Source organism: Pseudomonas hunanensis (assembly GCF_013393325.1).
GTDB classification, from domain to species: Bacteria; Pseudomonadota; Gammaproteobacteria; order Pseudomonadales; family Pseudomonadaceae; genus Aquipseudomonas; species Aquipseudomonas putida_P.
The window spans coordinates 48801-69943 of the sequence record NZ_QJRC01000099.1 but is presented as its reverse complement, the minus strand read 5'-3'; the positions used below and the strand labels follow the sequence as shown (position 1 = coordinate 69943).

Genomic DNA, 21143 nt, shown 5'->3' with positions numbered 1-21143 from the left:
CAAGCGTTGCGGCAAAGAGACCGATTGTACCGGTGACGGTGCCGGCTGTCAGGCTCGAAAGGGCGTGAACGCTGGCTTGCGTCACTGCGACAGGCGCTCATTGCCGGTTCTGCGTTGGGGCGTCATAATGTAGCCCCTTTTTTCTGTCCCTACATGTGGAAGGTTCCCGTGACTCAGAAGCCCGACCAGTGTCTTGGTGAGTGGATTGATCGTGAAGCTCTGGCTGAAGCGATGATCCCGCTTATCGGTCAGCTCTACCGCAACAACAACGTGGTGAGCTCGATTTATGGCCGTAGCCTGATCAACCGTTCGGTTATCTCGATCCTCAAGGCGCACCGCTTTGCGCGTCATCGTCAAACCGACGAAACCGAACTGTCCGTCCACGAGACATTCCCCCTGCTCAAAGCCATGAGCGAGCTGAAACTGGGCGCCGCTTCGGTCGACCTGGGCAAGCTGGCCAACAAGTTCAAGCAGGAAGGCAATGGCCGCACTGCCGAGCAGTTCGTCCGTGAAGAGCTGGCCGACGTGGTTGGCCAGCAGAACGCTTCGGCGCGCAAAGGCACCGACGTCGTGCTGTACGGCTTCGGCCGCATCGGCCGCCTGCTGGCGCGCATCCTGATCGAGAAGACCGGTGGCGGCGACGGCCTGCGCCTGCGTGCCATCGTCGTGCGCAAAGGCGCCGAGAACGACCTGGTCAAGCGTGCCAGCCTGCTGCGCCGTGACTCGGTGCACGGCCCGTTCGATGGCACCATCACCATCGATGAAGCCAACAACACCATCACCGCCAACGGCAACCTGATCCAGGTTATCTACGCCAAGAGCCCGAGCGAAGTCGACTACACCCAGTACGGCATCGACAACGCGCTGATCGTCGACAACACCGGCGTATGGCGTGATGCCGACGGCCTGGGCCAGCACCTGGCCTGCCCGGGCGCTGCCCGCGTGATCCTCACCGCACCTGGCAAGGGCGCGCTGAAGAACATCGTGCATGGCATCAACCACGGTGACATCGCTGCCGATGACAAGATCATCTCGGCTGCTTCGTGCACCACCAACGCCATCGTGCCGGTGCTCAAGGCCATCAACGACCAGTACGGTATCGTTAACGGCCACGTCGAAACCGTTCACTCGTTCACCAACGACCAGAACCTGATCGACAACTTCCACAAGGGCAGCCGCCGTGGCCGTGCCGCGCCGCTGAACATGGTCATCACCGAAACCGGCGCCGCCACCGCTGCTGCCAAGGCTCTGCCAGTGCTGAAGGGCAAGCTGACCGGCAATGCCATTCGCGTACCGACGCCGAACGTTTCGATGGCCATCCTGAACCTGAACCTGGAAAAGGCCACGACTCGCGACGAGATCAACGAGTACCTGCGCCAGACCGCCATGCACTCGGAACTGCACAAGCAGATCGACTACGTGGCCTCGCAGGAAGTGGTTTCGACCGACTTCGTGGGCTCGCGCCACGCCGGTGTGGTTGACGCAGAGGCGACCATCGCCAACGACAACCGCGTTGTCCTGTACGTGTGGTACGACAACGAATTCGGTTACAGCTGCCAGGTGGTTCGTGTGATGGAAGACATGGCCGGTGTGAACCCGCCAGCGTTTCCACGCTGATTCGCTTGTAAGGCAATAAAAAAACGGGAACCTTCGGGTTCCCGTTTTTTTTGCCTGGAGTAAGTTGTGTGGCGCCTGTGAGATCGAGCGCCGCCCGCGCGGCGCTCGATATGTGCCACACCACAAAACTCAAGCCAAGCACCCAGGAACCGAATTTTTGCGCACAGCCTTACTGTTCATCTTCCTGCTGCTCACCGCCTGCAACCAAGGCCCCACCCTGGAGCGCCTGGGCGGCCCGACCATGGGCAGCAGCTACAGCATCCAGTACGTCCGCGAGCCCGGCGGCCCGGCGCCGGCCCAGGTGCAGGCAGCGGTCGAAGCCATCCTGAGCGACATCGACCAGCACTATTCGACCTATCGCGGTGACTCCGTCGTCAGCCTTTTCAACCAGTTACCGGCCAATCAGTGCCTGGCCCTGCCGCCCGACATGCTCGAACTGGTAGCCCTTGGCCAACAGCTGGCCGAGCAGAGCGAAGGCGCCTTCGACCTCACCGTCGAGCCGCTGCTCGACCTGTGGGGCTTTGGCCCCCAGGCCCGCCACGAGCAGGTGCCCGACCCGCAAACCCTGGCCCAGGTACGCCTGCGCGTGGGTTACCAGCACCTGCACGTCAAAGGCCAGTCTCTGTGCAAGGATGCCCCGGTACAGCTCGACTTCAACAGCATCGCCGCCGGCCACGCTGTCGACCTGATCGCCGCACGCCTTCAGGCCATGGGCGTGGCCAGCTTCGTCGCCGAGGCTACCGGCGAATTGAAGGCGGTCGGCCGCAAGCCCGATGGCAGCCCCTGGCGCATTGCCCTGGAGCTGCCCCGCGAAGACCGCCAGATCGCCCGCCAGATCATCCCGGTCAATGGCCTTTCAGTATCGACCTCGGGTGACTATCGGCACTATTTCGAGCAGAATGGCCGGCGCTATTCGCACACCTTCGATGCCCGCCTGGGGCGCCCGGTCGAACATGACCTGGCGGCCGTCACGGTGTTGCACGCCTCGGCGCTGCAGGCCGACGGTTATTCGACGCTGCTGTTGATCCTTGGCCCTGAGCGTGGCTGGGATTTTGCCGTGGCGCATGGCTTGGCCGCGGTATTGGTGACTCGAGCCGAGGGTGGCTTCGTCTCCCGAGCTACGCCCGCGTTCGAACGGGCGGTGAAAGGCGAGCGAAAGCACAAGAAGGGATGATTGCCGCCAGGGAATGGGTGAACCATATGTAGTGCGGGCGAAATTGGCCTACGACGCGACCAAGGGTTAATGTGCGCGGCGTTCACGCTTGATTAGACTGCACCCGAATTTTCTCATGACGCCCCGGCGGCATGATCGCGCCCCGCGAGCGACCGTGGCTTGCGGGCCAGTTCTGAAGGAGTACGCATGGCTGTCTACAACTACGACGTAGTGGTGCTGGGTTCCGGCCCGGCCGGTGAAGGCGCGGCAATGAACGCCGCCAAAGCAGGGCGCAAGGTGGCAATGGTCGATGACCGTCGCCAGGTCGGTGGCAACTGCACGCACCTGGGTACCATCCCGTCCAAGGCACTGCGTCACTCGGTGCGGCAGATCATGCAGTTCAACACCAACCCGATGTTCCGTGCCATCGGCGAGCCGCGCTGGTTCTCGTTCCCGGACGTGCTGAAAAGCGCCGAAAAGGTGATTTCCAAGCAAGTTGCATCGCGCACCGGCTACTACGCCCGTAACCGCGTCGACGTGTTCTTCGGCACCGGCAGCTTCGCCGACGAGCAAACCGTGGAAGTGGTGTGCCCGAACGGCGTGGTCGAGAAGCTCAACGCCAAGCACATCATCATTGCCACCGGCTCGCGCCCCTACCGCCCGGCCGACATCGACTTCCACCACCCGCGCGTTTACGACAGCGACACCATCCTCAGCCTCAGCCACACCCCACGCAAGTTGATCGTCTACGGTGCCGGTGTGATCGGTTGCGAATACGCATCGATCTTCAGTGGCCTGGGTGTATTGGTGGAATTGGTCGACAACCGTGGCCAGCTGCTGAGCTTCCTCGATTCGGAAATCTCCCAGGCGCTGAGCTACCACTTCAGCAACAACAACATCACCGTGCGCCACAACGAAGAGTATGAGCGCGTCGAAGGCCTGGACAACGGGGTGATCCTGCACCTGAAGTCGGGCAAGAAGATCAAGGCCGACGCCTTGCTGTGGTGCAACGGCCGTACCGGCAACACCGACAAGCTGGGCCTGGAAAACATCGGCATCAAGGTCAACAGCCGCGGCCAGATCGAGGTCGACGAGGCCTACCGCACCACCGTGCCGAACATCTACGGTGCCGGTGACGTGATTGGCTGGCCTAGCCTGGCCAGTGCCGCCCATGACCAGGGCCGCTCGGCCGCTGGCAGCATCGTCGACAATGGCAGCTGGCGCTTCGTCAACGACGTGCCGACCGGTATCTATACCATTCCGGAAATCAGCTCGATCGGCAAGAACGAGCAAGAGCTGACCCAGGCCAAGGTGCCATACGAAGTGGGCAAGGCGTTCTTCAAAGGCATGGCGCGTGCGCAGATTGCCGGCGAACCGCAGGGCATGCTGAAGATCCTGTTCCACCGCGAAACCCTGGAAATCCTCGGCGTGCACTGCTTCGGCTACCAGGCCTCGGAAATTGTCCACATCGGCCAGGCGATCATGAACCAGCCGGGTGAGCACAACAACCTGAAGTACTTCGTCAACACCACCTTCAACTACCCGACCATGGCCGAAGCCTATCGGGTAGCAGCCTACGACGGCCTGAACCGGCTTTTTTGAGCGGCTCCGACCGGTGGCCTGAGCCGGTCGGAGAGACCGATTTCAACCCTACCCGAGGGTGGTCTTGGCCAAACCGGGAAAGTCTGTAATCAGGCTGTCCACACCAAAGTCAGCAAGCCGGCGCATCAGTGCCGGCTCGTTGACTGTCCATACCGACACGTGCAAACCCTGGCCCTGTGCTTTGAGCAGGCGCTCGGGGGTGCACAGTGTCCAGTTCAATGCCAGCAGCTCGCAGCCATAGTTCTGTGCCACCTTCAGGGGGTCGAGCCAGGCGTATTCGGCCACCAGCCCGCGCTTCACGTCCGGCACCAGTTCCAGGGCAGCGCCCAGTACTTCACGTGAGCTGGAGGTGATGGTGACCTTGTCCAGCAGGCCATACGCCTGGGCCAGTTCGCGAATCGCCAGCACGGTGGTGGCGGCACGGGTACGCGAGGCACTTTTTACTTCCAGCTGCCAGTGATCGAACGGGCATTTTTCGAACAGTTCTTCCAGTTTCGGAATCGGGCAGGGTTGCACATGGCCCGGGCCGCCTTTGCGGGCATCGATCTTGATCAGGTCGGCGGCCGGGTGTTCGACCACTTTGCCGCGCCGCCCAGTGGTGCGCTTGAGGGTGGCGTCGTGGATGACCATTAGCTCGTTGTCGGCTGACAGGTGCAGGTCCAGCTCGCAGCGGGTCACGCCATGGGCCAGGCATTGCTGAAAGCTCTTCAGGGTATTCTCGGGCGCTTCGCCCTTGGCGCCGCGATGGCCGTAGATCAGGGTCACGTTCGTTCCTTCAAATCAGAGAGAAATGGGCTCAGGAGGCAGGGTCGTTCTGCCCCAGTTGCTGGCGCCGCTGCTGTTGCTGGCGCTGCAGGATATAACGGGCCAGCAATTGCCGTTGGGCGTCGGTCATGTCGATGAATTCGGTGCCGACCTCGAAGCCGCCCTCCGGGCGCGGGTCGCAATGGGTGACCTTGCCGCGCAGCAGCAGGCCATGGGCGCGTGGCATCAGCACCATTTTCACTTTGACCCGAGTGCCGGGGGCAATCTGCGTGGCCTGGGTGAACTCGATGCCGCCTTCGGAAATGACCACCGGCAACGGCTGGCCGACTTCACCCAGCAGGGTTTGCGCAACCACCGCGCTGAGCAGGTCGAGGCGCTTGTTCTGCGCCCGCAGGAAGGCGGCAAGGGTGCGGTCCTTGTCGCTCAGCTGGCGCAACAGGTGCTGCGACTCGAAGTCGGACAGGTGCAGCTCGCTGAGCAGGTTGAACAGCGGGGAATCATCTTGCAACACATCTGGGTCAAGGGCTTCGGCCGCGCTGAGGGGGCTTATTTGAAGTGCGATCCGATCTTCGATGCGGTAGTATTCGCGGCGATCTTCTTCGTCTAATGTCGTCATGGCGAACCCAAGGTAGCGGCGGTGGTCCGAGTGTAAAGCCGCCGTAGGCGCCTCGCCACAAGGACGTTCCCTTTCATCCGAACAAGCCCCGACATGTTCAGACCTCTTTTCGCATTCATCGGTACGCGTTATACCCGTGCCAAACGCCGTAATCACTTCGTCTCGTTCATTTCCCTGACCTCGATGATCGGCCTCGCCCTGGGCGTGGTGGTGATGATCGTGGTGCTGTCGGTGATGAACGGTTTCGACCACGAGATGCGCACCCGCGTGTTGGGCATGATCCCCCATGCCACGCTGGAGAGCGGCCAGCCCATTGCCGACTGGCCGGCCCTTGCCCAACAAGTAAAGCAGAATCCGCAGGTGGTGGCGGTTGCGCCGTTCACCCAGATGCAGGGCTTGCTGACCCATGATGGCAAGGTGCAGAAGGTGCTGCTCAACGGCATCGACCCGGCTCGCGAGCGCGAGGTGTCAATCATCGACAACTTCGTCTTGCAAGGCCGCCTGGACCAGCTGGCGCCGGGCGAGTGGGGCATCATGATCGGCGACAAGGCCGCGGCCAAGCTGGGTGTGGCCATCGGCGACAAGCTCACCTTCGTCGCCCCGGAAGTCAGCGTGACTCCCGCCGGCATGTTCCCGCGCATGAAGCGCTTCACCGTGGTGGGTACCTTCCATGTTGGCGCGGGCGAAATCGACGGCTACCTGGGCTTGACCAACATCAGCGACCTGTCCCGCCTGCACCGCTGGAAGCCCGACCAGGTACAGGGCCTGCGCCTGAAGTTCGACGACCTGTTCCAGGCGCCGCGCGTCGCCTGGAGCATTGCCCAGCAGCTGGGCGACCAGGAGTTCTACAGCCGTGACTGGACCCGTACCCACGGCAACCTGTACCAGGCGATCCGCATGGAAAAGGCCATGATCGGCCTGTTGTTGCTGCTGATCGTGGCTGTGGCGGCGTTCAACATCATTTCCACCCTGGTGATGGTGGTCAACGACAAGCGTGGCGATATCGCCATCCTGCGCACCCTGGGCGCCACGCCTGGGCAGATCATGCTCATCTTCATGGTCCAGGGCACGGTGATCGGGGTGATCGGTACCCTGATCGGCGCCGTGGTCGGGATCGTCGCCGCGCTGAACGTGAGCGCGGCGATCGCCGGCATCGAGAAACTGATCGGGCACAAGTTCCTCAACGCCGACGTGTACTTCATCGATTACCTGCCGTCGCAGATCCAGGCCCAGGACGTGTACATGGTCTGCGGTGCGGCGCTGGTCCTGAGTTTCTTCGCCACCCTGTACCCGGCCTGGCGTGCGGCCCGCACCCAGCCTGCAGAGGCGCTACGTTATGAGTGAGTCGCGCATGAGTGATAAAGCCGTTCTGAGTTGCCGCAACCTGGGCAAGTCCTACGACGAGGGCCCGGAGTCGGTGCAGGTGCTGTCCGGCCTCAACCTGGAGCTGCACGCCGGTGAGCGTATCGCCATCGTCGGCAGCTCGGGCTCTGGCAAGAGCACCTTGCTCAACCTGCTGGGTGGCCTCGACCGGCCGACCCAAGGCAGCGTGTGGCTGGCGGGCGAAGAGCTGTCCGCGCTAGGCGAGCGTGCCCGTGGCCTGCTGCGCAACCGTGAGTTGGGCTTTGTCTATCAGTTTCACCACCTGCTGCCAGAGTTCACCGCCATCGAGAACGTGTGCATGCCGCTGCTGATCGGCCGCACGCCCATCCCCGAGGCCCGTGAGCGTGCCGAGGCGCTGCTCAAGCGCGTAGGCCTGGGCCACCGTTTGAACCACAAACCGGCCGAGCTGTCCGGTGGCGAGCGCCAGCGCGTGGCGATTGCCCGAGCGCTGGTCAACCGCCCTGGCCTGGTGATGCTCGACGAGCCGACCGGCAACCTCGACCACCATACCGCTCAGGGCATTCAGGAACTGATGCAGGAGCTGTCCAGCGCCTCGCGCACGGCATTCCTGGTGGTTACCCATGACCTCAACCTGGCGCGGCAGATGGACCGTGTATTGAAGCTCGACGACGGCCATCTGGTGGCGATCTGATCGACTGCTCGGGGTGGCTGGTGCCGCCCCGTTTTCCTGTTTTCATTGGGTGATTTCGTACATGTTCAGACCCTTGCCCATTTTTATCGGCGCGCGCTACACCCGAGCCAAGCGTCGCAACCACTTCATCTCGTTCATCTCGATGACGTCGATGATCGGCCTGTCGCTGGGCGTGCTGGCGATGATCGTGGTGCTGTCGGTGATGAACGGCTTCCAGCGCGAAATGAGCTCGCGCATTCTCGGGTTGGTGCCGCATGCCGCCATCCTCGGCGTGCAGCCATTGGACGATTGGCACAAGGTGGCCGACGCTGCCATGCAGAACCCGGCGGTGATGGCGGTGGCGCCGATTACCGAGATGGAAGGCATGCTGTCGTACAAAGGTGCGATGCAGCCGATTCAGGTGGGTGGTATCGACCCGGCCGAGGAGGGCAAGGTCTCGATCGTTGGCCAGCACATCGTGCAGGGCCGCTTGCAAGACCTGCAGCCAGGTGAGTTCGGTGTGGTCATCGGCGAGCTGACGGCGCGGCGTTTTCGTCTGAACACTGGCGACAAACTGACCTTGATCGTGCCGGAAATCAGCAAGGAGCCGGGTGGCATTACCCCGCGCATGCAGCGCCTGACCGTGGTCGGGATCTTCAAGGTGGGCGCCGAGCTGGATGGCTCGCAAGCCTATATCCATGTGGCTGATGCTGCCGAGATGCAACGCTGGGCGCCGGGCCAGGTGCAGGGCGTGCGCCTGAAGCTGCATGACCTGTATGCCGCGCCGCAGGTGTCCAAGGCAATTGCTGCAGGGCTCGGCGACGCCTACCGCGCCGATGACTGGTCGCACACCCAGGGCAGCCTGTTCAGCGCCATGAAAATGGAGAAGACCATGATCGGCCTGCTGCTGATGATGATCATCGCGGTGGCGGCGTTCAATATCATCGCCACCCTGGTGATGGTGGTGAACGACAAGGGGCCGGACATTGCCATCCTGCGTACCTTGGGCGCCACGCCAGCGCAGATCATGGGCACGTTCATGGTTCAGGGCAGCCTGATTGGTGTTGTCGGGACGCTGATCGGCGGCGTGCTGGGCGTGATTGCGGCGTTCAATGTCAGTCAAATCGTTGGTTGGCTGGAGCGGGTGAGCGGGCAGCACATCTTTACCTCGGATGTGTACTTCGTCAGCAGCTTGCCGTCGCAATTGCAATGGGGTGATGTGGCCATGATTTGCACGGCTGGCCTGGTGATGAGCTTCCTGGCGACCATTTACCCGGCTTACCGGGCGTCGCAGGTGCAGCCGGCGATCGGTCTGGCGGTTTGATGCTTGCCTGAAATTATGGGGCTGCAAAGCAGCCCCAATTTCACCGGCCTTCAGTGAAGTCGATCACAAACCGCGTCCACCCATCCCCGCACTCTGCCCGAATGCACCCGCCATGGGCCTGCACGATCGACCGGGTAATCGCCAAGCCCAACCCCGCATGCTCACTGCTGCCTTCCCGCCGCGCCGGGTCCACTCGGTAGAAGCGGTCGAACAGTCGCGGTAACGCAGTCGGCTCGATAGCCTGCCCGGTATTGGCCACACTGATTTTCGCTCCCGGTTCCAGCGTCACCCTTATCTGCCCTCCCGCCGGGGTAAAGCGCAAGGCATTGTCCAGCAGGTTGGACAACGCCCGGCGCAGCATATGCCGGTCGCCCTGCAGCATCGCCTCGCCTTCGCGCAGCATCCGTACGCCGCTGTCCTCGGCCAGTGGCGCGTAGTACTCCAGCAGTGCATCCACTTCGTCATGCAGCACCAAAGGCGCTTGCCCCGGTACCAGCAGGCCGTGGTCGGCCTTGGCCAGGAACAGCATGTCGTTGATCATCTGCGCCATCCATTGCAGCTCTTCCAGGTTGCCATGCAGCGCTTCGCGGTATTCCTCGAGGCTACGTGGGCGGGTGAGGGTGACCTGGGTGTGGGTCAGCAGGTTGGAAAGCGGTGTACGCAGTTCGTGGGCGATGTCAGCTGAAAACGCTGACAGGCGTTGGAAGGCATCGTCCAGGCGCTGCAGCATCGCGTTCATGCTGCCGGCCAACTCGGCCAGCTCTTCGGGCATCTGCGCCAGCGGCAGGCGGGTGGTGAGCGAACGGGCTGACACGCTGGCGGCCACTTGGCCCATCTGCCGCAGTGGGCGCAGGCCGCTGCGGGCGGCCCAGGCGCCGAGCAGCGCAGTGGCCAGCGCCGATAGGCCGACAGTCAGCCAGATCAGCCGCTGCATGCCCTGCAGAAAATGCTGGTGGTGGGTGATGTCGAGGTACAGGGTCAGTTGCGGCGACTGCGCGGCGCCCTGCGCCAGGTGTACAGCCAGGCTGCGGTAGTCGGTGCCTTGCGCGTGCAAGGTGGCCAGCCCGGCGGGCAGCGGTGCCTGCGGTAGCCCGCTGCGGCTTTCGAACCACGTGGCGCCGTCGCTGCCGCTGATGCGCAGGGCCAGGTCGGCCTGGTGGCTCAATTCGTCGCGCAGCGCGGGCAGGCGCGCCTGCAGCTCATCCGGCGTGCTGACGCCGGCCAGTTGTGTACGGAACAGCGACAGGCGCGAGTCCAGCAGTTGTTGGTCGAGTTCGACGAAGTGCTGCTCGCTGGCCCGGCTGAAGAGCAGGCCGGCGCCCAGCGATACGGTGGCGGTGCAGGCGGCGAACAGCAGCGCCAGCCGGCTGCCCAGGGATACCCGGCGCATCATTCAGTGCGTTCTTCGAGTACGTAGCCCATGCCGCGCACTGTGTGAATCAGCTTGTTGGGGTGCGGGTCGTCGATTTTCAGGCGCAGGCGGCGGATTGCCACTTCGATCACATTGGTATCGCTGTCGAAGTTCATGTCCCACACCTGCGAGGCGATCAGCGATTTTGGCAACACCTCACCCTGGCGGCGCAGCAGCAGTTCGAGCAGGCAGAACTCCTTGGCGGTCAGGTCGATACGGGTGCCTGCGCGTTCGGCGCGGCGGCGGATCAGGTCCAGGCGCAGGTCGGCCAGGCTCAGGGTGGTGTCCTGGCTTGGGCTGGCGCCCCGGCGCAGCAGGCTGCGTACCCGGGCCAGCAGTTCGGAAAAGGCGAACGGCTTGACCAGGTAATCATCGGCGCCCAGCTCCAAGCCATGCACGCGGTCCTCGACGGCGTCGCGGGCGGTCAGGAACAGCACGGGTGTATCCAGGCCAGCCTGGCGCACGGCCTGAAGGATTTGCCAGCCGTCGCGCCCGGGCAGCATCACGTCGAGGATCAGCAGGTCGTGGTCGCCGGTCAGGGCGAGGAACTGCCCGGTCTCGCCATCGGTGGCCAACTCGGTGGCAAAGCCGGCCTCGCTCAGGCCCTGGCTCAGGTACTGGCCGGTGCGGGCCTGGTCTTCGACGATCAGCAGTTTCATGCACTGTCCATAATCTGAAGGTTTGTGCCTACCCTGTGGGAGCGGGCGATGCGGTGGCTGAAATGATACGTGACGATGCGCCGGCTCGCCCAAGCTGACAAAGTTGTAATCTTCCCGTCAGGTAGCTGCCAGTCGCCCCTGACTAAGGTGGCACTCTCTCGTTGTGTATTCCCGGAGTCATCATGAAGCGCCTGTTCATTGCCGCCACCCTTGCCCTGGCCAGCCTGCCGACCTTTGCCGGCGAGGCGCAAACCTTCGCCTTTGGCGAGCCGGCTGCAGCGGCCAAGGCCACCCGCACGGTCAACGTGGTGCTCAAGGACATTGCTTTCGAGCCCAAGAGCCTGCAGGTAAAAGCCGGCGAGACCGTGCGTTTCGTGCTGGTCAACGAGGGCGAGCTGCCACACGAGTTCAACCTGGGCGACAAGGCCATGCATGCCGAACACCAGAAGGAAATGGTCGCCATGCAAGGCAAGATGTTCACCGAGGCCATGAACCACGAAGGCATGGACCACGGTCAGATGGCGAACCACGGGCAAATGATGGGTCACGGCGGTGGCCATGGCCACGGTGGTGGCAACACCGTGCTGGTAATGCCCGGCCAGCGCGCCGAGCTGACCTGGACCTTCCGTAAGTCGGCACCCATCGAGTTTGCCTGCAACGTGCCGGGGCATTACCAGGCCGGCATGGTCGGGGCATTGACCATCGAGTGACTGGCCCTGCAAGGCGGGGTGCAAAACCGGTAGACTAAGGGCAATTTCGAACCTGTAGGTCAGTTTCCATGCATCCCGCTGCCGAACACTCCCCGCTGGGCAAATCCAGCGAATACATCGCCACCTACTCCCCGGAGCAGCTGTTCCCGATCCCGCGTACTGCCAAGTGGGCCGAGCTGGGCGTCACTGCACAGACCTTGCCCTGGCAGGGCGTGGATTACTGGAACTGTTTCGAGCTGAGCTGGCTGCTGCCTTCGGGCAAGCCTGTGGTGGCGATCGGCGAGTTCGCCATCCCGGCCGATTCGCCGAACATCATCGAGTCCAAGTCGTTCAAGCTGTACCTCAACTCACTGAACCAGACAGTGTTCGCCTCGCTGGGCGAGTTGCAGGCATGCCTGGAGAAAGACCTGTCCGCCGCTGCCGGCAAGCCTGTGGGCGTGAAGGTGCGCACCTTGGCCGAAGTTGAAGCCCAGGGGGTGGTAGCGTTGCCGGGGCAGTGCATCGATGCGTTGGACGTGGCCATCAGCAACTACGAGCAGCCGCAGCCAGAGCTGCTGCGCTGCAACCCGGCGCAGGTGGTGGAAGAAACCCTGCACAGCCACCTGCTCAAGTCCAATTGCCCGGTCACTGGCCAGCCGGACTGGGGCAGCGTGGTGGTCGAGTACAAGGGCAGGGCGCTGGACCACGCCAGCCTACTGACTTACCTGGTCAGCTTCCGCCAGCATGCCGACTTCCACGAACAATGCGTGGAGCGAATTTACCTGGACTTGAAGAACCTGCTGCAGCCAGAGCATTTGACGGTGTATGCGCGCTATGTGCGCCGCGGTGGGCTGGACATCAACCCGTACCGCAGTACCGGGGTAATCAATCCGGATAACAAGCGTTTGGTTCGGCAGTAAGTTCAAGGAATGCGGGGGCCGCTTTGCGGCCCCGCTACTTCAGATACCCATGCTGTGCAGTGAGTTGGCGATGCTGCGCAAGGTAGCGGTGAGGTCAGGGTGGTCGGCCTCGAAGCGCTCGATCGCCAGGTTCACCCCGTCCACCAGGTTATTGTCGGGCGTGGCTTCTTCGAGTTTCAGTTGCGCCTCGATCTGGCGCGCTTCTTCGTGCAACGCGGCCAGTTCGTCTTCCGAAAGCGGTACGTTGCGGTCCAGTTGCTCGCGCAAGCTGTTCAGGCGCTCTTGCAATTCGCGGGCAGGCATTGGCATTTCTCCATCAAGGGCTTGGCAAGCCATGGACCTCAGCGAAGCGGCAAAGGTTCTGGCCTGTCTTCAGCGTAATCCACCTGTCGCCGATTTGCATGATCCGCGTCAAAGGTGCTGTATCAGGGTTTTTCACCCTTGCGCCGGCGCTGGGCGATGTCCTGCAGGCAGGTGTCCAGCGCTTCCAGGTGGTCGATAACCGAATGCACGCCCAGGCTGAACAGCTCCAGCGTGGCCTTGCCGCGGGCCTGGTCCTGTTCCTTTGGGGTCATGCCTTGCCATTGCTCGGAGCCTCGGTCACAGAACGGGCTGCAGGCTGCCAGGCCAACCGTCCATAGCCCCGCGTTCAAGCCTGACTGCAGCAAGCGCGGGTCACCACTCACCAGCACGCAGCCGTCCAGGCGTTCGCTGTCCAGGGTCATCAGCGCCTGCCAGCAGGCGTTTGGCGCCGGCCAGCGCACGCCGTTGACCGAATGCCCTGGCAGCCAGGCGGGCAACACATGGGCCAGGCGCTTGCTTTGCGTGCTGTTGAGGTCATCCAGCCAGATGCAGGGCACCTGGCGCTGGCGCAGGCTGGCGAGGGTGGCCAGAGCGCCGGGGGCGGGCGAGGGTGCGCCATTGGTGGCCTGCACCAGGCAGCCGCGCAAGCCGAACAGCACAGCAGTGAAGGCGGGTGCAGCGTCCATGGCAACTTCCCCCAAATAGTCCGCAGGCTATGCGCTGATTGTTACCGCACTGTGACATCGGTCATTGCGCAACAGTTGTTCACAAAATATTGAGCAAAAATGTGTAAAGCTGTTTATCAGCCCGCAAGCCTCTATACTGCCGCCTTGATAGCAGCGCGCCTGTCGCGCTTGCGGCCGAGAAATTCGATGGAGAAACATCTATGCGTAGGATCGGTGCCAGTGTGATCGAACGAGTCACCCAGGCCTGTGTCTGCGCCAGCATGCTGCTGGCGCCCGTGGCAGCTACCCAGGCCGCCACCGAGGAAGATCCCTGGGAAGCGGTCAACCGCCCGATCTTTCGCTTCAACGATACGGTCGACACTTATGCCCTCAAGCCATTGGCCAAGGGCTACCAGGCTGTCACCCCGCAGTTTCTTGAAGATGGCATTCACAACATCTTCCGCAACCTGGGCGACGTGACCAACCTGGCCAACAACCTGCTGCAGCTCAAGCCCCACGCGGCGGGCGTGGATACTGCGCGGTTGATCGTCAACACCACCTTTGGCCTGGGTGGCTTCTTCGATGTGGGTACCAAGATGGGCCTGCAGCGCAGCGACGAAGACTTCGGCCAGACACTGGGCTACTGGGGCGTGCCAAGCGGCCCGTACGTGGTCATTCCGCTGCTGGGCCCAAGCACCGTGCGTGACGGTGTGGCCAAGTACCCGGACACCTACACCGAACCCTACCGCTACATCGACCACGTGCCGACGCGCAACTCGATCTTCGCCCTGGACGTGATCGACACCCGCGCCAGCCTGCTCTCGGCCGAGAAGCTGATTCAGGGTGACAAGTACATCTTCATTCGCAATGCTTACCTGCAGAACCGCGAGTTCAAGGTCAAGGATGGCGAGGTCGAAGACGACTTCTAATCGGTGAGCTTGGGGCCGCTGTGCGGCTCCAGGTTCAATGCATGGCCAGAATCCGCAACCCGAACTTTTGTTGCCCGCCCGGCTGGTCGGCAATCCATACCACTTCGGTGCTGGCATGCAGCCCCTTGAGCGCCGGGTGGTCGGAGTCGATCCGTACCTCGATCCGATCCCCCACCGCAAAGCGCTGCGGCGCCTGTACCTGCATGCCGCCGCTGGACAGGTCCAGGCACACCGCCGCAATTACCAGGCCTTCGTGCACAAGGCTGACTTCGGTATCGATACGCATGCGAATGAAGTCGCGTTTCTCGCTGTGGCTGGAGGGCGTGTGGGGCATGCTGCATCCTTCCCATCGGGTTGCGCTGGTCGACTTTCTTATAACTCCCGGTGATTTGCCCTGTAAAGAGCGACAAGGTCGACCCTTGCATGCTTGAAACCCCTGGCGGATGGGAGTACCGTCTGCGCCTTACAAGGTACCTCTGACAGTTGCCGGGCAAGTGTTCTTGTCCTACAACTCAAGTAGAGTGTGACTATAAAGAATTCCCGTAGCTGGCCGTCTGCCTTGCCGACACCGCTGCACCAACCCAAATCGGCGCCGTTCGCCCACATGCAGAAAACCAGTGCAACGCTGCTGATCATCGATGACGACGACGTGGTCCGTGCGAGCCTCGCCGCCTACCTTGAAGACAGTGGCTTCAGCGTCCTCCAGGCCGGCAATGGCCAGCAGGGGCTTCAGGTCTTCGAAGAACACCAGCCCGACCTCGTGATCTGCGATCTGCGCATGCCGCAGATGGGCGGCCTCGAACTGATCCGCCAGGTCAGCGAGCGGGCGCCGCAGTTGCCGGTGATCGTGGTGTCCGGTGCCGGCGTCATGAGCGATGCGGTGGAAGCGTTGCGCCTGGGCGCCGCCGACTACCTGATCAAGCCGCTGGAAGACTTGGCCGTGCTCGAACATTCGGTGCGCCGTGCCCTCGACCGCTCGCGCCTGGTGCTGGAAAACCAGCGCTACCGCGACAAGCTCGAAGCGGCCAACCGTGAACTGGAGGCTAGCCTGCACCTGCTGCAGGAAGACCAGACCGCCGGTCGCCAGGTGCAGATGAACATGTTGCCGGAAAGCCCTTGGGTGGCCGGTGAATTTGCGTTCGAGCACCAAATCATTCCGTCGCTGTACCTGTCGGGTGATTTTGTCGACTACTTCCGCGTGGACGAGCGGCGCATCGCCTTCTACCTCGCCGATGTTTCCGGGCACGGCGCGTCGTCGGCCTTTGTCACCGTGCTGTTGAAATTCATGACCACGCGGCTCATGTTCGAGCTCAGGCGCAGCAAGATGCGCGAGTTCAAGCCGTCGGAAGTGCTCAGTCACATCAACCGCGGCCTGATCAATAGCAAGCTGGGCAAGCACGTAACCATGGTCGGTGGGGTGATCGACGAAGAGTCTGGTCTGTTGACCTACGCCGTCGGCGGCCACTTGCCGCTGCCCGTGCTGCATACCCCCGAGCACACTCGCTACCTGGAAGGCCGTGGCCTGCCGGTGGGGCTGTTCGATGAGGCCACCTACCAGGACTTGGTCGTGGAGCTGCCCCCGCAGTTCAGCCTCAGCCTGATGTCCGATGGCATTCTGGACCTTTTGCCGGGTGATACGCTCAAAGATAAAGAAGCCGCCTTGCCGGAAATCGTCAAGGCAGCAGGTGGCAGCCTGGATGGGCTGCGTCAACGATTTGGATTGGCTACGCTTGGGGAGATGCCGGATGATATCGCCCTATTGGTGTTGAGCAGGAACCTTCAATGAGTACCGGTAGAATCCAGTTCGCCGAGCAGAGCGGTACCTTCGTACTGAAATTCGTCGGTGAAGTGCGCCTGACCCTGTGTTCGGCGCTGGATGCGACGATCGAGAAGATTTTCACCGCGCTGAACTTCTCGGCGATTGTCATCGACCTGACCGAAACCGAAAGTATCGACAGCACCACCCTGGGCCTGCTGGCCAAGCTGTCGATTCTGTCGCGGCAAAAAGTGGGCCTGCTGCCGACCGTGGTCACCACCAACCCGGACATTTCCCGGCTGCTGCAGTCAATGGGCTTCGATCAGGTGTTCAACATCGTCGATCGACCGATACCGTGCCCCGAATGCCTGACTGACCTGCCGTCGCAGGACCAGAACGAAGATGTGGTGCGTTCCAAGGTGCTGGAGGCGCACAAGATTCTCATGGGCCTGAACGACTCCAACCGTGAAGCCTTCCATGACCTGGTCAATGCGCTGGAGCGCAGCTGATCTGTAGCCTGTCCTAGCCCTTTAGCGGGTATACGCACAAAAGGGCCGGTACAGGCTTTAGGGCCTTCTCTGGACTACTCTCGGCCGACAAACTCGGTCGCCTTTCCCCCGCCTGCATCCAGCTGAAACACCCGCGCAGGCCGCCCCTGTTCATCGAAGAACACTTGCCCCAACCCTGCGCCGTTCCATAACCGCTCCCCAGCCTTGCTGTGGCTGGGCGTACGCGGCACCACTTCCATCTCGCGACGCTTGGTAAACCAGTTGAGCGGCGAGCGTGGCGCATACAGCCAGCGGTTGAGCCGATCGAGCACGTCCAGCAAGCGCCGGGGGAACTCGTTCTTGATCCCGCTGCTGGTCACCTGCCACAAATGCGGGCTGCGATGGCGATGGCGGATCAGTACTTCATAGACGAACGAGTAATGCACATCTCCAGACAGCACCACGTAGTGCCCCGGTGTGCGCGAGTGGCGGAAGATGTTCAGGATGACCTGCGCCGCACCGCGGTGGGCCATCCAGTTTTCGGCATCCACCAGCAGCGGGTAGCCCAGCCAGCTGAACACCTTCTGCACCGTTTCTATCAGCTTTACACCGAAAATTGGCGCAGGCGACACGATGATTGCTGACGGGTGGTCAAGCAGCGCTTGCTGCAGTTCGCTCAGCGCCTCCCAATCGAGCAGGCCGGATGGCTTTGCCAGGTTGCTCTCGCTACGCCAGCGACGGGTGCGGGTGTCCAGCACCAGCAGTGGTGGCTCTGTGGGCAGGCTGTACTGCCAGCCCTGAAAGCGCAGCAGCTCGCCGATCAGCTCATCCTGGTTCTGGCGGGTCAATGCCTGGCATTGCTCGATCAGCGGGTTGCACCCGTCCGGGTTGTTACCCCAGGCCTGGCAGAGCAGGTAGCCGAGCAGGGCATTGCCGATGATTCTTCGCGAGAACGGGTGGCCGTAGGCGGTTTCTTCCCATTGCGCCGAGAGGTTCCAGTCGTCGGTGATGTCATGGTCGTCAAAGATCATCAGGCAGGGCAGGTGCGCCATCACCCGCGCCACCTGGCCGAGGTTGTCGGCAAATCCCTGGACCAGCGGCAGCTCCTGTTGGTAACGGGCTTGATGCTCGTCGCTGAGCCCGCTGGGCATGCCCATGTTCACCAGCTGCCAGGGTACTGGCGACCATACCAGCAGGTACATGGCCATGACTTCGGCGAAGGTCACCAGATGGTTGTCGGCGTTGCTGGACGAGAAGATCGGCTTGCGCTTGCCGCCAAAAAAGCGTTCGCGCAGGGTGTCGTTCAGTGCTTGCGCCGGTAGCAGGTCGGCGCGGTGGTAGTAGCTGGCCGGGTGCTGGTAAAGCGCCTGGCTGTCGGCCACCACTGCGCCCTCCAGCTGCTCTTCGAACAGGCCCAGGCACGTGATCAGGCTATGGATAGCGCGCAGCATGGGGCCGGCGACATCGTCGGCATACACCTGGTCGCCGCTCATCAGCAGCACGGCGGGGCGGTCTTCGGGCCTTGCGCAGCCCTGTAGCAGGCGGTCGGCGCAAAGCAGGCCGTCGGCCGCGGGGTGATGCGGCTTGCGGCAGGAACCGTGCAGCAAGTGGTCGAGGCGCTCGCGCAGTACCAGGTTTGGACGCTGGGTGCCGGGGTAGAGCAGGTGCGGTGCCCAGCCCGCGATGCCCTGGCCGTTGATGATCAGGTCGTAGTCCAGCAGTTGGTTGCAGGGCAGGGGGCGGGCGAAGTGGATGTCCAGCAGATGAATGAATGCATGCTGGCCGGCCACGACCACTTGGCAATCGACCTGGGCTTCGCTGGTCGGGCAGATGAATTCGGGTTGCAGCGGTTGGGTAGCGACCAGCCAAATGGCCAGGCGCTGCGGTTCCAGGCGGCGCAGTACCGGGCCGGCGAGTACGAGGGGCAAGGAGGTAGAGGAGGTCATCGACAGCTCGGGTGGCTATACACAACTAAGGCCAGGCAAAACAAAACGGGCGGAAAATGCTGAACACTTCCCGCCCGTCGGGCAAACCAGAACTGTATCAGGCCTTTTCAGCCATCAACTTCTCCAGCTTCTCCTGGTCCCGCGCAAACTGGCGAATACCCTCGGCCAGCTTCTCGGTGCCCATGGCATCTTCATTCATTGCCCAGCGGAACTGGCTTTCGTTCAACGGCTGCTTGGCTTCACCGGCATTGCCTGGCTTCAGCACCTGCGGCAGTTCGCCCTGGTCATCGCTAAGCTGCTGCAGCAGCTCCGGGCTGATGGTCAGGCGGTCACAGCCGGCCAGTTGCTCGATTTGGCCGATATTACGGAAGCTGGCGCCCATGACCACGGTGTTGTAGCCATTGGCCTTGTAGTAGTTGTAGATACGCGTGACCGACTGCACGCCCGGGTCCTCGGCGCCGACGTAATCCTTGCCGGTGCTTTTCTTGTACCAGTCGTAGATACGGCCCACGAACGGCGAAATCAGAAACACCCCGGCATCGGCGCAGGCCTGGGCCTGGGCGAAGGAGAACAGCAGGGTGAGGTTGGTCTGGATGCCTTCCTTCTCCAGCTTCTCGGCGGCGCGAATGCCTTCCCAGGTGGAGGCCAGCTTGATCAGCACTCGGTCTTTTGGCACACCGGCCGCCTCGTACAGGGCGATCAACTGGCGCGCCTTGTTCAGCAGGGCCGGCTCATCGAACGACAGGCGTGCATCAACCTCGGTGGAGATACGCCCTGGGATGACCTTGAGAATGCCTGAGCCCACGGCCACGGCAAACTTGTCGCAGGCCAGGTCGACATCACCCTTGGCGTCGGCCTTCACTTGCTTGAGCAGGTCGGCGTAGCCTGGGATGGCAGCGGCCTTGAGCAGCAAGGACGGGTTGGTGGTGGCATCGACCGGCTTCAGGCGGGTGATGGCGTCCAGGTCCCCGGTGTCGGCGACCACGGTGGTGAACTGCTTGAGTTGTTCCAGCTTGGAGGTCATGGGCGTGCTCTGTCCTGTGCATTTACTCGACATTACCCGAGCCCCGACAGCCGCTCAAGGGCCTCGGAGCCCTGCGGGCCAGCTGCGGGAGCGGGCTTGCCCGCGAAGGGCTGTACGAAGGGTGAAGTTTCGAGTCGCAAGCAAGCCTGAGGTTCCCTCATCCTCGGGGTCACCGCCCCTGCAACAACTCCACCGCCTGATCAAACACCGCCAGCGGCTCTGCCGCCTTGTGGATGTCCGCCGACAGCAGTTGGCGGAAACGCCGCGCGCCTTTGAACCCTTGGGCCAGCCCCAGAATATGCCGGGTAACGTGGTGCATCGCGCCACCGCTTTTCATGTGCGCCACGATATAAGGCCGCAACTGCGCCAACGCCTCGCTACGGCTGACCACCGGCGCATCGCTGGCAAACAGCTGCTGGTCCACTTCGGCCAGCAGATAAGGGTTGTGATACGCCTCACGCCCCAGCATTACGCCATCGAAGGTTTCAAGGTGCTTCTGGCATTCGTCCAGGGTCTTGATCCCGCCGTTGAGCACGATCTCCAGGTCCGGGAAGTCCGCCTTCAACTGCGCGGCCACGTCATAGCGCAGGGGTGGAATTTCGCGGTTTTCCTTCGGCGACAGCCCCTCCAGAATTGCGATACGCGCATGCACGGTGAAGCTCCGGCAGCCGGCCTCGCGCACCTGGCCGACAAAATCGCACAGCTCGGCGTAGCTGTCGCGGCCATTGATGCCAATGCGGTGCTTCACCGTCACCGGGGTCGACACCGCATCACGCATGGCTTTCACGCAGTCGGCCACCAACGCAGGGTGAGCCATCAGGCAGGCGCCGATCATGTTGTTCTGCACCCGGTCGCTCGGGCAGCCGACGTTCAGGTTGACCTCGTCGTAGCCAGCGTCTTCGGCCAGGCGCGCGCAAGCGGCCAGGTCGGCCGGCACACTGCCGCCCAGTTGCAGGGCCAGCGGGTGCTCGGAGGCATCGTGACGCAGGAAGCGCTGGGCATCGTTGTGCAACAGGGCGCCGGTGGTGACCATTTCGGTGTAGAGCAGGGTTTGCTTGGAGAGCAGGCGCAGGAAGAACCGGCAGTGGCGGTCTGTCCAGTCCATCATGGGAGCAACGCTGAAGCGGCGTGACGGCTCAGGGCGCGTGGTTACTGGCTTGGAGCCTGATTTTGCGGTCATTTCGTTCAACGTGTTTTGTACCAATTTTCGGGGGTTTTGGGGCGTTTTTACCAAGCGCTTGGTACAATGTACCAATCGACAG

The 21143-nt window shown here is 62.5% G+C and carries 21 protein-coding genes; 11 read left to right on the top strand and 10 right to left on the bottom strand.

Features of this window, described 5'->3' with window-relative positions; all coding sequences use genetic code 11:
* Window positions 1-153: 153 nt before the first annotated feature.
* From DM807_RS24360 to sthA, 3 genes are all read left to right on the top strand, one after another.
* Window positions 154-1617, top strand: coding sequence for a glyceraldehyde-3-phosphate dehydrogenase (locus DM807_RS24360; protein ID WP_012271355.1), 1464 nt, complete (start codon window positions 154-156; stop codon window positions 1615-1617).
* A gap of 157 nt (window positions 1618-1774) precedes the next feature.
* On the top strand, window positions 1775-2791 hold the full coding sequence (locus DM807_RS24355) for an FAD:protein FMN transferase (protein ID WP_179028055.1): 1017 nt from the start codon (window positions 1775-1777) through the stop codon (window positions 2789-2791).
* A gap of 186 nt (window positions 2792-2977) precedes the next feature.
* A complete protein-coding gene (sthA, locus tag DM807_RS24350) occupies window positions 2978-4372 on the top strand; it encodes a Si-specific NAD(P)(+) transhydrogenase (RefSeq protein ID WP_012271357.1) in 1395 nt (464 codons plus the stop codon).
* 48 nt (window positions 4373-4420) lie between these two features.
* Here sthA and DM807_RS24345 read toward each other — a convergent pair whose 3' ends face one another.
* Complete coding sequence (locus DM807_RS24345; protein WP_012271358.1) at window positions 4421-5137, bottom strand: glycerophosphodiester phosphodiesterase; 717 nt, start codon at window positions 5135-5137, stop codon at window positions 4421-4423.
* A gap of 31 nt (window positions 5138-5168) precedes the next feature.
* Window positions 5169-5753, bottom strand: a complete 585-nt coding sequence (locus DM807_RS24340; protein WP_012271359.1) for a PilZ domain-containing protein — start codon at window positions 5751-5753, stop codon at window positions 5169-5171.
* Window positions 5754-5846: 93 nt separating this feature from the next.
* Between DM807_RS24340 and DM807_RS24335 the strand changes: the two genes are divergently transcribed.
* The 3 genes from DM807_RS24335 (at window position 5847) to DM807_RS24325 (ending at window position 9091) form a co-directional block, all read left to right on the top strand.
* On the top strand, window positions 5847-7097 hold the full coding sequence (locus tag DM807_RS24335; protein WP_012271360.1) for a lipoprotein-releasing ABC transporter permease subunit: 1251 nt from the start codon (window positions 5847-5849) through the stop codon (window positions 7095-7097).
* A 7-nt stretch (window positions 7098-7104) separates the two neighbouring features.
* Window positions 7105-7788 (top strand): lipoprotein-releasing ABC transporter ATP-binding protein LolD, encoded by a 684-nt coding sequence (gene lolD / locus DM807_RS24330; protein ID WP_171577286.1) that lies wholly within the window; start codon window positions 7105-7107, stop codon window positions 7786-7788.
* A gap of 61 nt (window positions 7789-7849) precedes the next feature.
* Complete coding sequence (locus DM807_RS24325) at window positions 7850-9091, top strand: lipoprotein-releasing ABC transporter permease subunit (protein WP_060515335.1); 1242 nt, start codon at window positions 7850-7852, stop codon at window positions 9089-9091.
* Window positions 9092-9131: 40 nt separating this feature from the next.
* On the opposite strand, the gene DM807_RS24320 is transcribed toward DM807_RS24325, so the two are convergent.
* Entirely contained in the window at window positions 9132-10484 is a 1353-nt protein-coding gene (locus DM807_RS24320; protein ID WP_179028054.1) for a heavy metal sensor histidine kinase, read from the bottom strand.
* On the bottom strand, window positions 10481-11161 hold the full coding sequence (gene cinR / locus DM807_RS24315) for a two-component system response regulator CinR (protein ID WP_012271364.1): 681 nt from the start codon (window positions 11159-11161) through the stop codon (window positions 10481-10483). The genes DM807_RS24320 and cinR overlap by 4 nt, the downstream gene beginning before the upstream one ends.
* A 182-nt stretch (window positions 11162-11343) precedes the next feature.
* On the opposite strand from cinR, the gene DM807_RS24310 reads away from it, so the two are divergent.
* Both DM807_RS24310 and queF read left to right on the top strand, forming a co-directional pair.
* Complete coding sequence (locus DM807_RS24310) at window positions 11344-11871, top strand: cupredoxin domain-containing protein (protein ID WP_179028053.1); 528 nt, start codon at window positions 11344-11346, stop codon at window positions 11869-11871.
* A gap of 68 nt (window positions 11872-11939) precedes the next feature.
* Entirely contained in the window at window positions 11940-12770 is an 831-nt protein-coding gene (gene queF / locus DM807_RS24305; RefSeq protein ID WP_179028052.1) for an NADPH-dependent 7-cyano-7-deazaguanine reductase QueF, read from the top strand.
* A 39-nt stretch (window positions 12771-12809) separates the two neighbouring features.
* Here the strand turns inward: queF and DM807_RS24300 are convergent, their stop codons facing one another.
* Together DM807_RS24300 and pcrP are read right to left on the bottom strand one after the other, a co-directional pair.
* Window positions 12810-13073 (bottom strand): DUF4404 family protein, encoded by a 264-nt coding sequence (locus tag DM807_RS24300; RefSeq protein ID WP_019471256.1) that lies wholly within the window; start codon window positions 13071-13073, stop codon window positions 12810-12812.
* Window positions 13074-13195: 122 nt separating this feature from the next.
* The gene (gene pcrP / locus DM807_RS24295) at window positions 13196-13759 is read right to left on the bottom strand and encodes an HAD superfamily inactivated hydrolase PcrP (protein WP_012271368.1); all 564 of its coding nucleotides are present in this window, start codon (window positions 13757-13759) and stop codon (window positions 13196-13198) included.
* 200 nt (window positions 13760-13959) lie between these two features.
* Between pcrP and DM807_RS24290 the strand changes: the two genes are divergently transcribed.
* Entirely contained in the window at window positions 13960-14667 is a 708-nt protein-coding gene (locus tag DM807_RS24290) for an MlaA family lipoprotein (protein ID WP_012271369.1), read from the top strand.
* A 34-nt stretch (window positions 14668-14701) separates the two neighbouring features.
* On the opposite strand, the gene DM807_RS24285 is transcribed toward DM807_RS24290, so the two are convergent.
* A complete protein-coding gene (locus DM807_RS24285; RefSeq protein WP_012271370.1) occupies window positions 14702-15001 on the bottom strand; it encodes a PilZ domain-containing protein in 300 nt (99 codons plus the stop codon).
* A gap of 270 nt (window positions 15002-15271) precedes the next feature.
* Between DM807_RS24285 and rssB the strand changes: the two genes are divergently transcribed.
* Together rssB and rssC are read left to right on the top strand one after the other, a co-directional pair.
* Window positions 15272-16453: a two-component system response regulator RssB gene (rssB, locus tag DM807_RS24280; RefSeq protein ID WP_012271371.1), complete on the top strand. Its 1182-nt coding sequence runs from the start codon at window positions 15272-15274 to the stop codon at window positions 16451-16453.
* Window positions 16450-16932: an anti-sigma factor antagonist RssC gene (rssC, locus tag DM807_RS24275; RefSeq protein WP_009686305.1), complete on the top strand. Its 483-nt coding sequence runs from the start codon at window positions 16450-16452 to the stop codon at window positions 16930-16932. Before rssB ends, rssC begins: the two co-directional genes overlap by 4 nt.
* Before the next feature lie 74 nt (window positions 16933-17006).
* Here the strand turns inward: rssC and DM807_RS24270 are convergent, their stop codons facing one another.
* From DM807_RS24270 to dusA, 3 genes are all read right to left on the bottom strand, one after another.
* Entirely contained in the window at window positions 17007-18857 is a 1851-nt protein-coding gene (locus DM807_RS24270) for an alkaline phosphatase D family protein (protein ID WP_179028051.1), read from the bottom strand.
* Between the two features lie 97 nt (window positions 18858-18954).
* Window positions 18955-19881 carry a transaldolase gene (gene tal / locus DM807_RS24265; protein ID WP_012271373.1) on the bottom strand — a complete coding sequence of 309 codons (927 nt, stop codon included), beginning with the start codon at window positions 19879-19881 and terminating at the stop codon, window positions 18955-18957.
* Window positions 19882-20050: 169 nt separating this feature from the next.
* Window positions 20051-21061, bottom strand: coding sequence for a tRNA dihydrouridine(20/20a) synthase DusA (dusA, locus tag DM807_RS24260; protein WP_179028050.1), 1011 nt, complete (start codon window positions 21059-21061; stop codon window positions 20051-20053).
* Between the last annotated feature and the right edge of the window lie 82 nt (window positions 21062-21143).

What these genes read in the sequence shown, in the direction of transcription:
- DM807_RS24360 (WP_012271355.1), top strand. Translation starts at nt 154, where the DNA reads ATGTGGAAGGTTCCCGTGACTCAGAAGCCCGACCAGTGTCTTGGTGAG.
- sthA (WP_012271357.1), top strand. Translation starts at nt 2,978, where the DNA reads ATGGCTGTCTACAACTACGACGTAGTGGTGCTGGGTTCCGGCCCGGCC.
- DM807_RS24340 (WP_012271359.1), bottom strand. Translation starts at nt 5,753, where the DNA reads ATGACGACATTAGACGAAGAAGATCGCCGCGAATACTACCGCATCGAA.
- DM807_RS24335 (WP_012271360.1), top strand. Translation starts at nt 5,847, where the DNA reads ATGTTCAGACCTCTTTTCGCATTCATCGGTACGCGTTATACCCGTGCC.
- lolD (WP_171577286.1), top strand. Translation starts at nt 7,105, where the DNA reads ATGAGTGATAAAGCCGTTCTGAGTTGCCGCAACCTGGGCAAGTCCTAC.
- DM807_RS24325 (WP_060515335.1), top strand. Translation starts at nt 7,850, where the DNA reads ATGTTCAGACCCTTGCCCATTTTTATCGGCGCGCGCTACACCCGAGCC.
- DM807_RS24320 (WP_179028054.1), bottom strand. Translation starts at nt 10,484, where the DNA reads ATGATGCGCCGGGTATCCCTGGGCAGCCGGCTGGCGCTGCTGTTCGCC.
- cinR (WP_012271364.1), bottom strand. Translation starts at nt 11,161, where the DNA reads ATGAAACTGCTGATCGTCGAAGACCAGGCCCGCACCGGCCAGTACCTG.
- DM807_RS24310 (WP_179028053.1), top strand. Translation starts at nt 11,344, where the DNA reads ATGAAGCGCCTGTTCATTGCCGCCACCCTTGCCCTGGCCAGCCTGCCG.
- queF (WP_179028052.1), top strand. Translation starts at nt 11,940, where the DNA reads ATGCATCCCGCTGCCGAACACTCCCCGCTGGGCAAATCCAGCGAATAC.
- DM807_RS24300 (WP_019471256.1), bottom strand. Translation starts at nt 13,073, where the DNA reads ATGCCTGCCCGCGAATTGCAAGAGCGCCTGAACAGCTTGCGCGAGCAA.
- pcrP (WP_012271368.1), bottom strand. Translation starts at nt 13,759, where the DNA reads ATGGACGCTGCACCCGCCTTCACTGCTGTGCTGTTCGGCTTGCGCGGC.
- DM807_RS24290 (WP_012271369.1), top strand. Translation starts at nt 13,960, where the DNA reads ATGCGTAGGATCGGTGCCAGTGTGATCGAACGAGTCACCCAGGCCTGT.
- DM807_RS24285 (WP_012271370.1), bottom strand. Translation starts at nt 15,001, where the DNA reads ATGCCCCACACGCCCTCCAGCCACAGCGAGAAACGCGACTTCATTCGC.
- rssB (WP_012271371.1), top strand. Translation starts at nt 15,272, where the DNA reads ATGCAGAAAACCAGTGCAACGCTGCTGATCATCGATGACGACGACGTG.
- rssC (WP_009686305.1), top strand. Translation starts at nt 16,450, where the DNA reads ATGAGTACCGGTAGAATCCAGTTCGCCGAGCAGAGCGGTACCTTCGTA.
- DM807_RS24270 (WP_179028051.1), bottom strand. Translation starts at nt 18,857, where the DNA reads ATGACCTCCTCTACCTCCTTGCCCCTCGTACTCGCCGGCCCGGTACTG.
- tal (WP_012271373.1), bottom strand. Translation starts at nt 19,881, where the DNA reads ATGACCTCCAAGCTGGAACAACTCAAGCAGTTCACCACCGTGGTCGCC.
- dusA (WP_179028050.1), bottom strand. Translation starts at nt 21,061, where the DNA reads ATGACCGCAAAATCAGGCTCCAAGCCAGTAACCACGCGCCCTGAGCCG.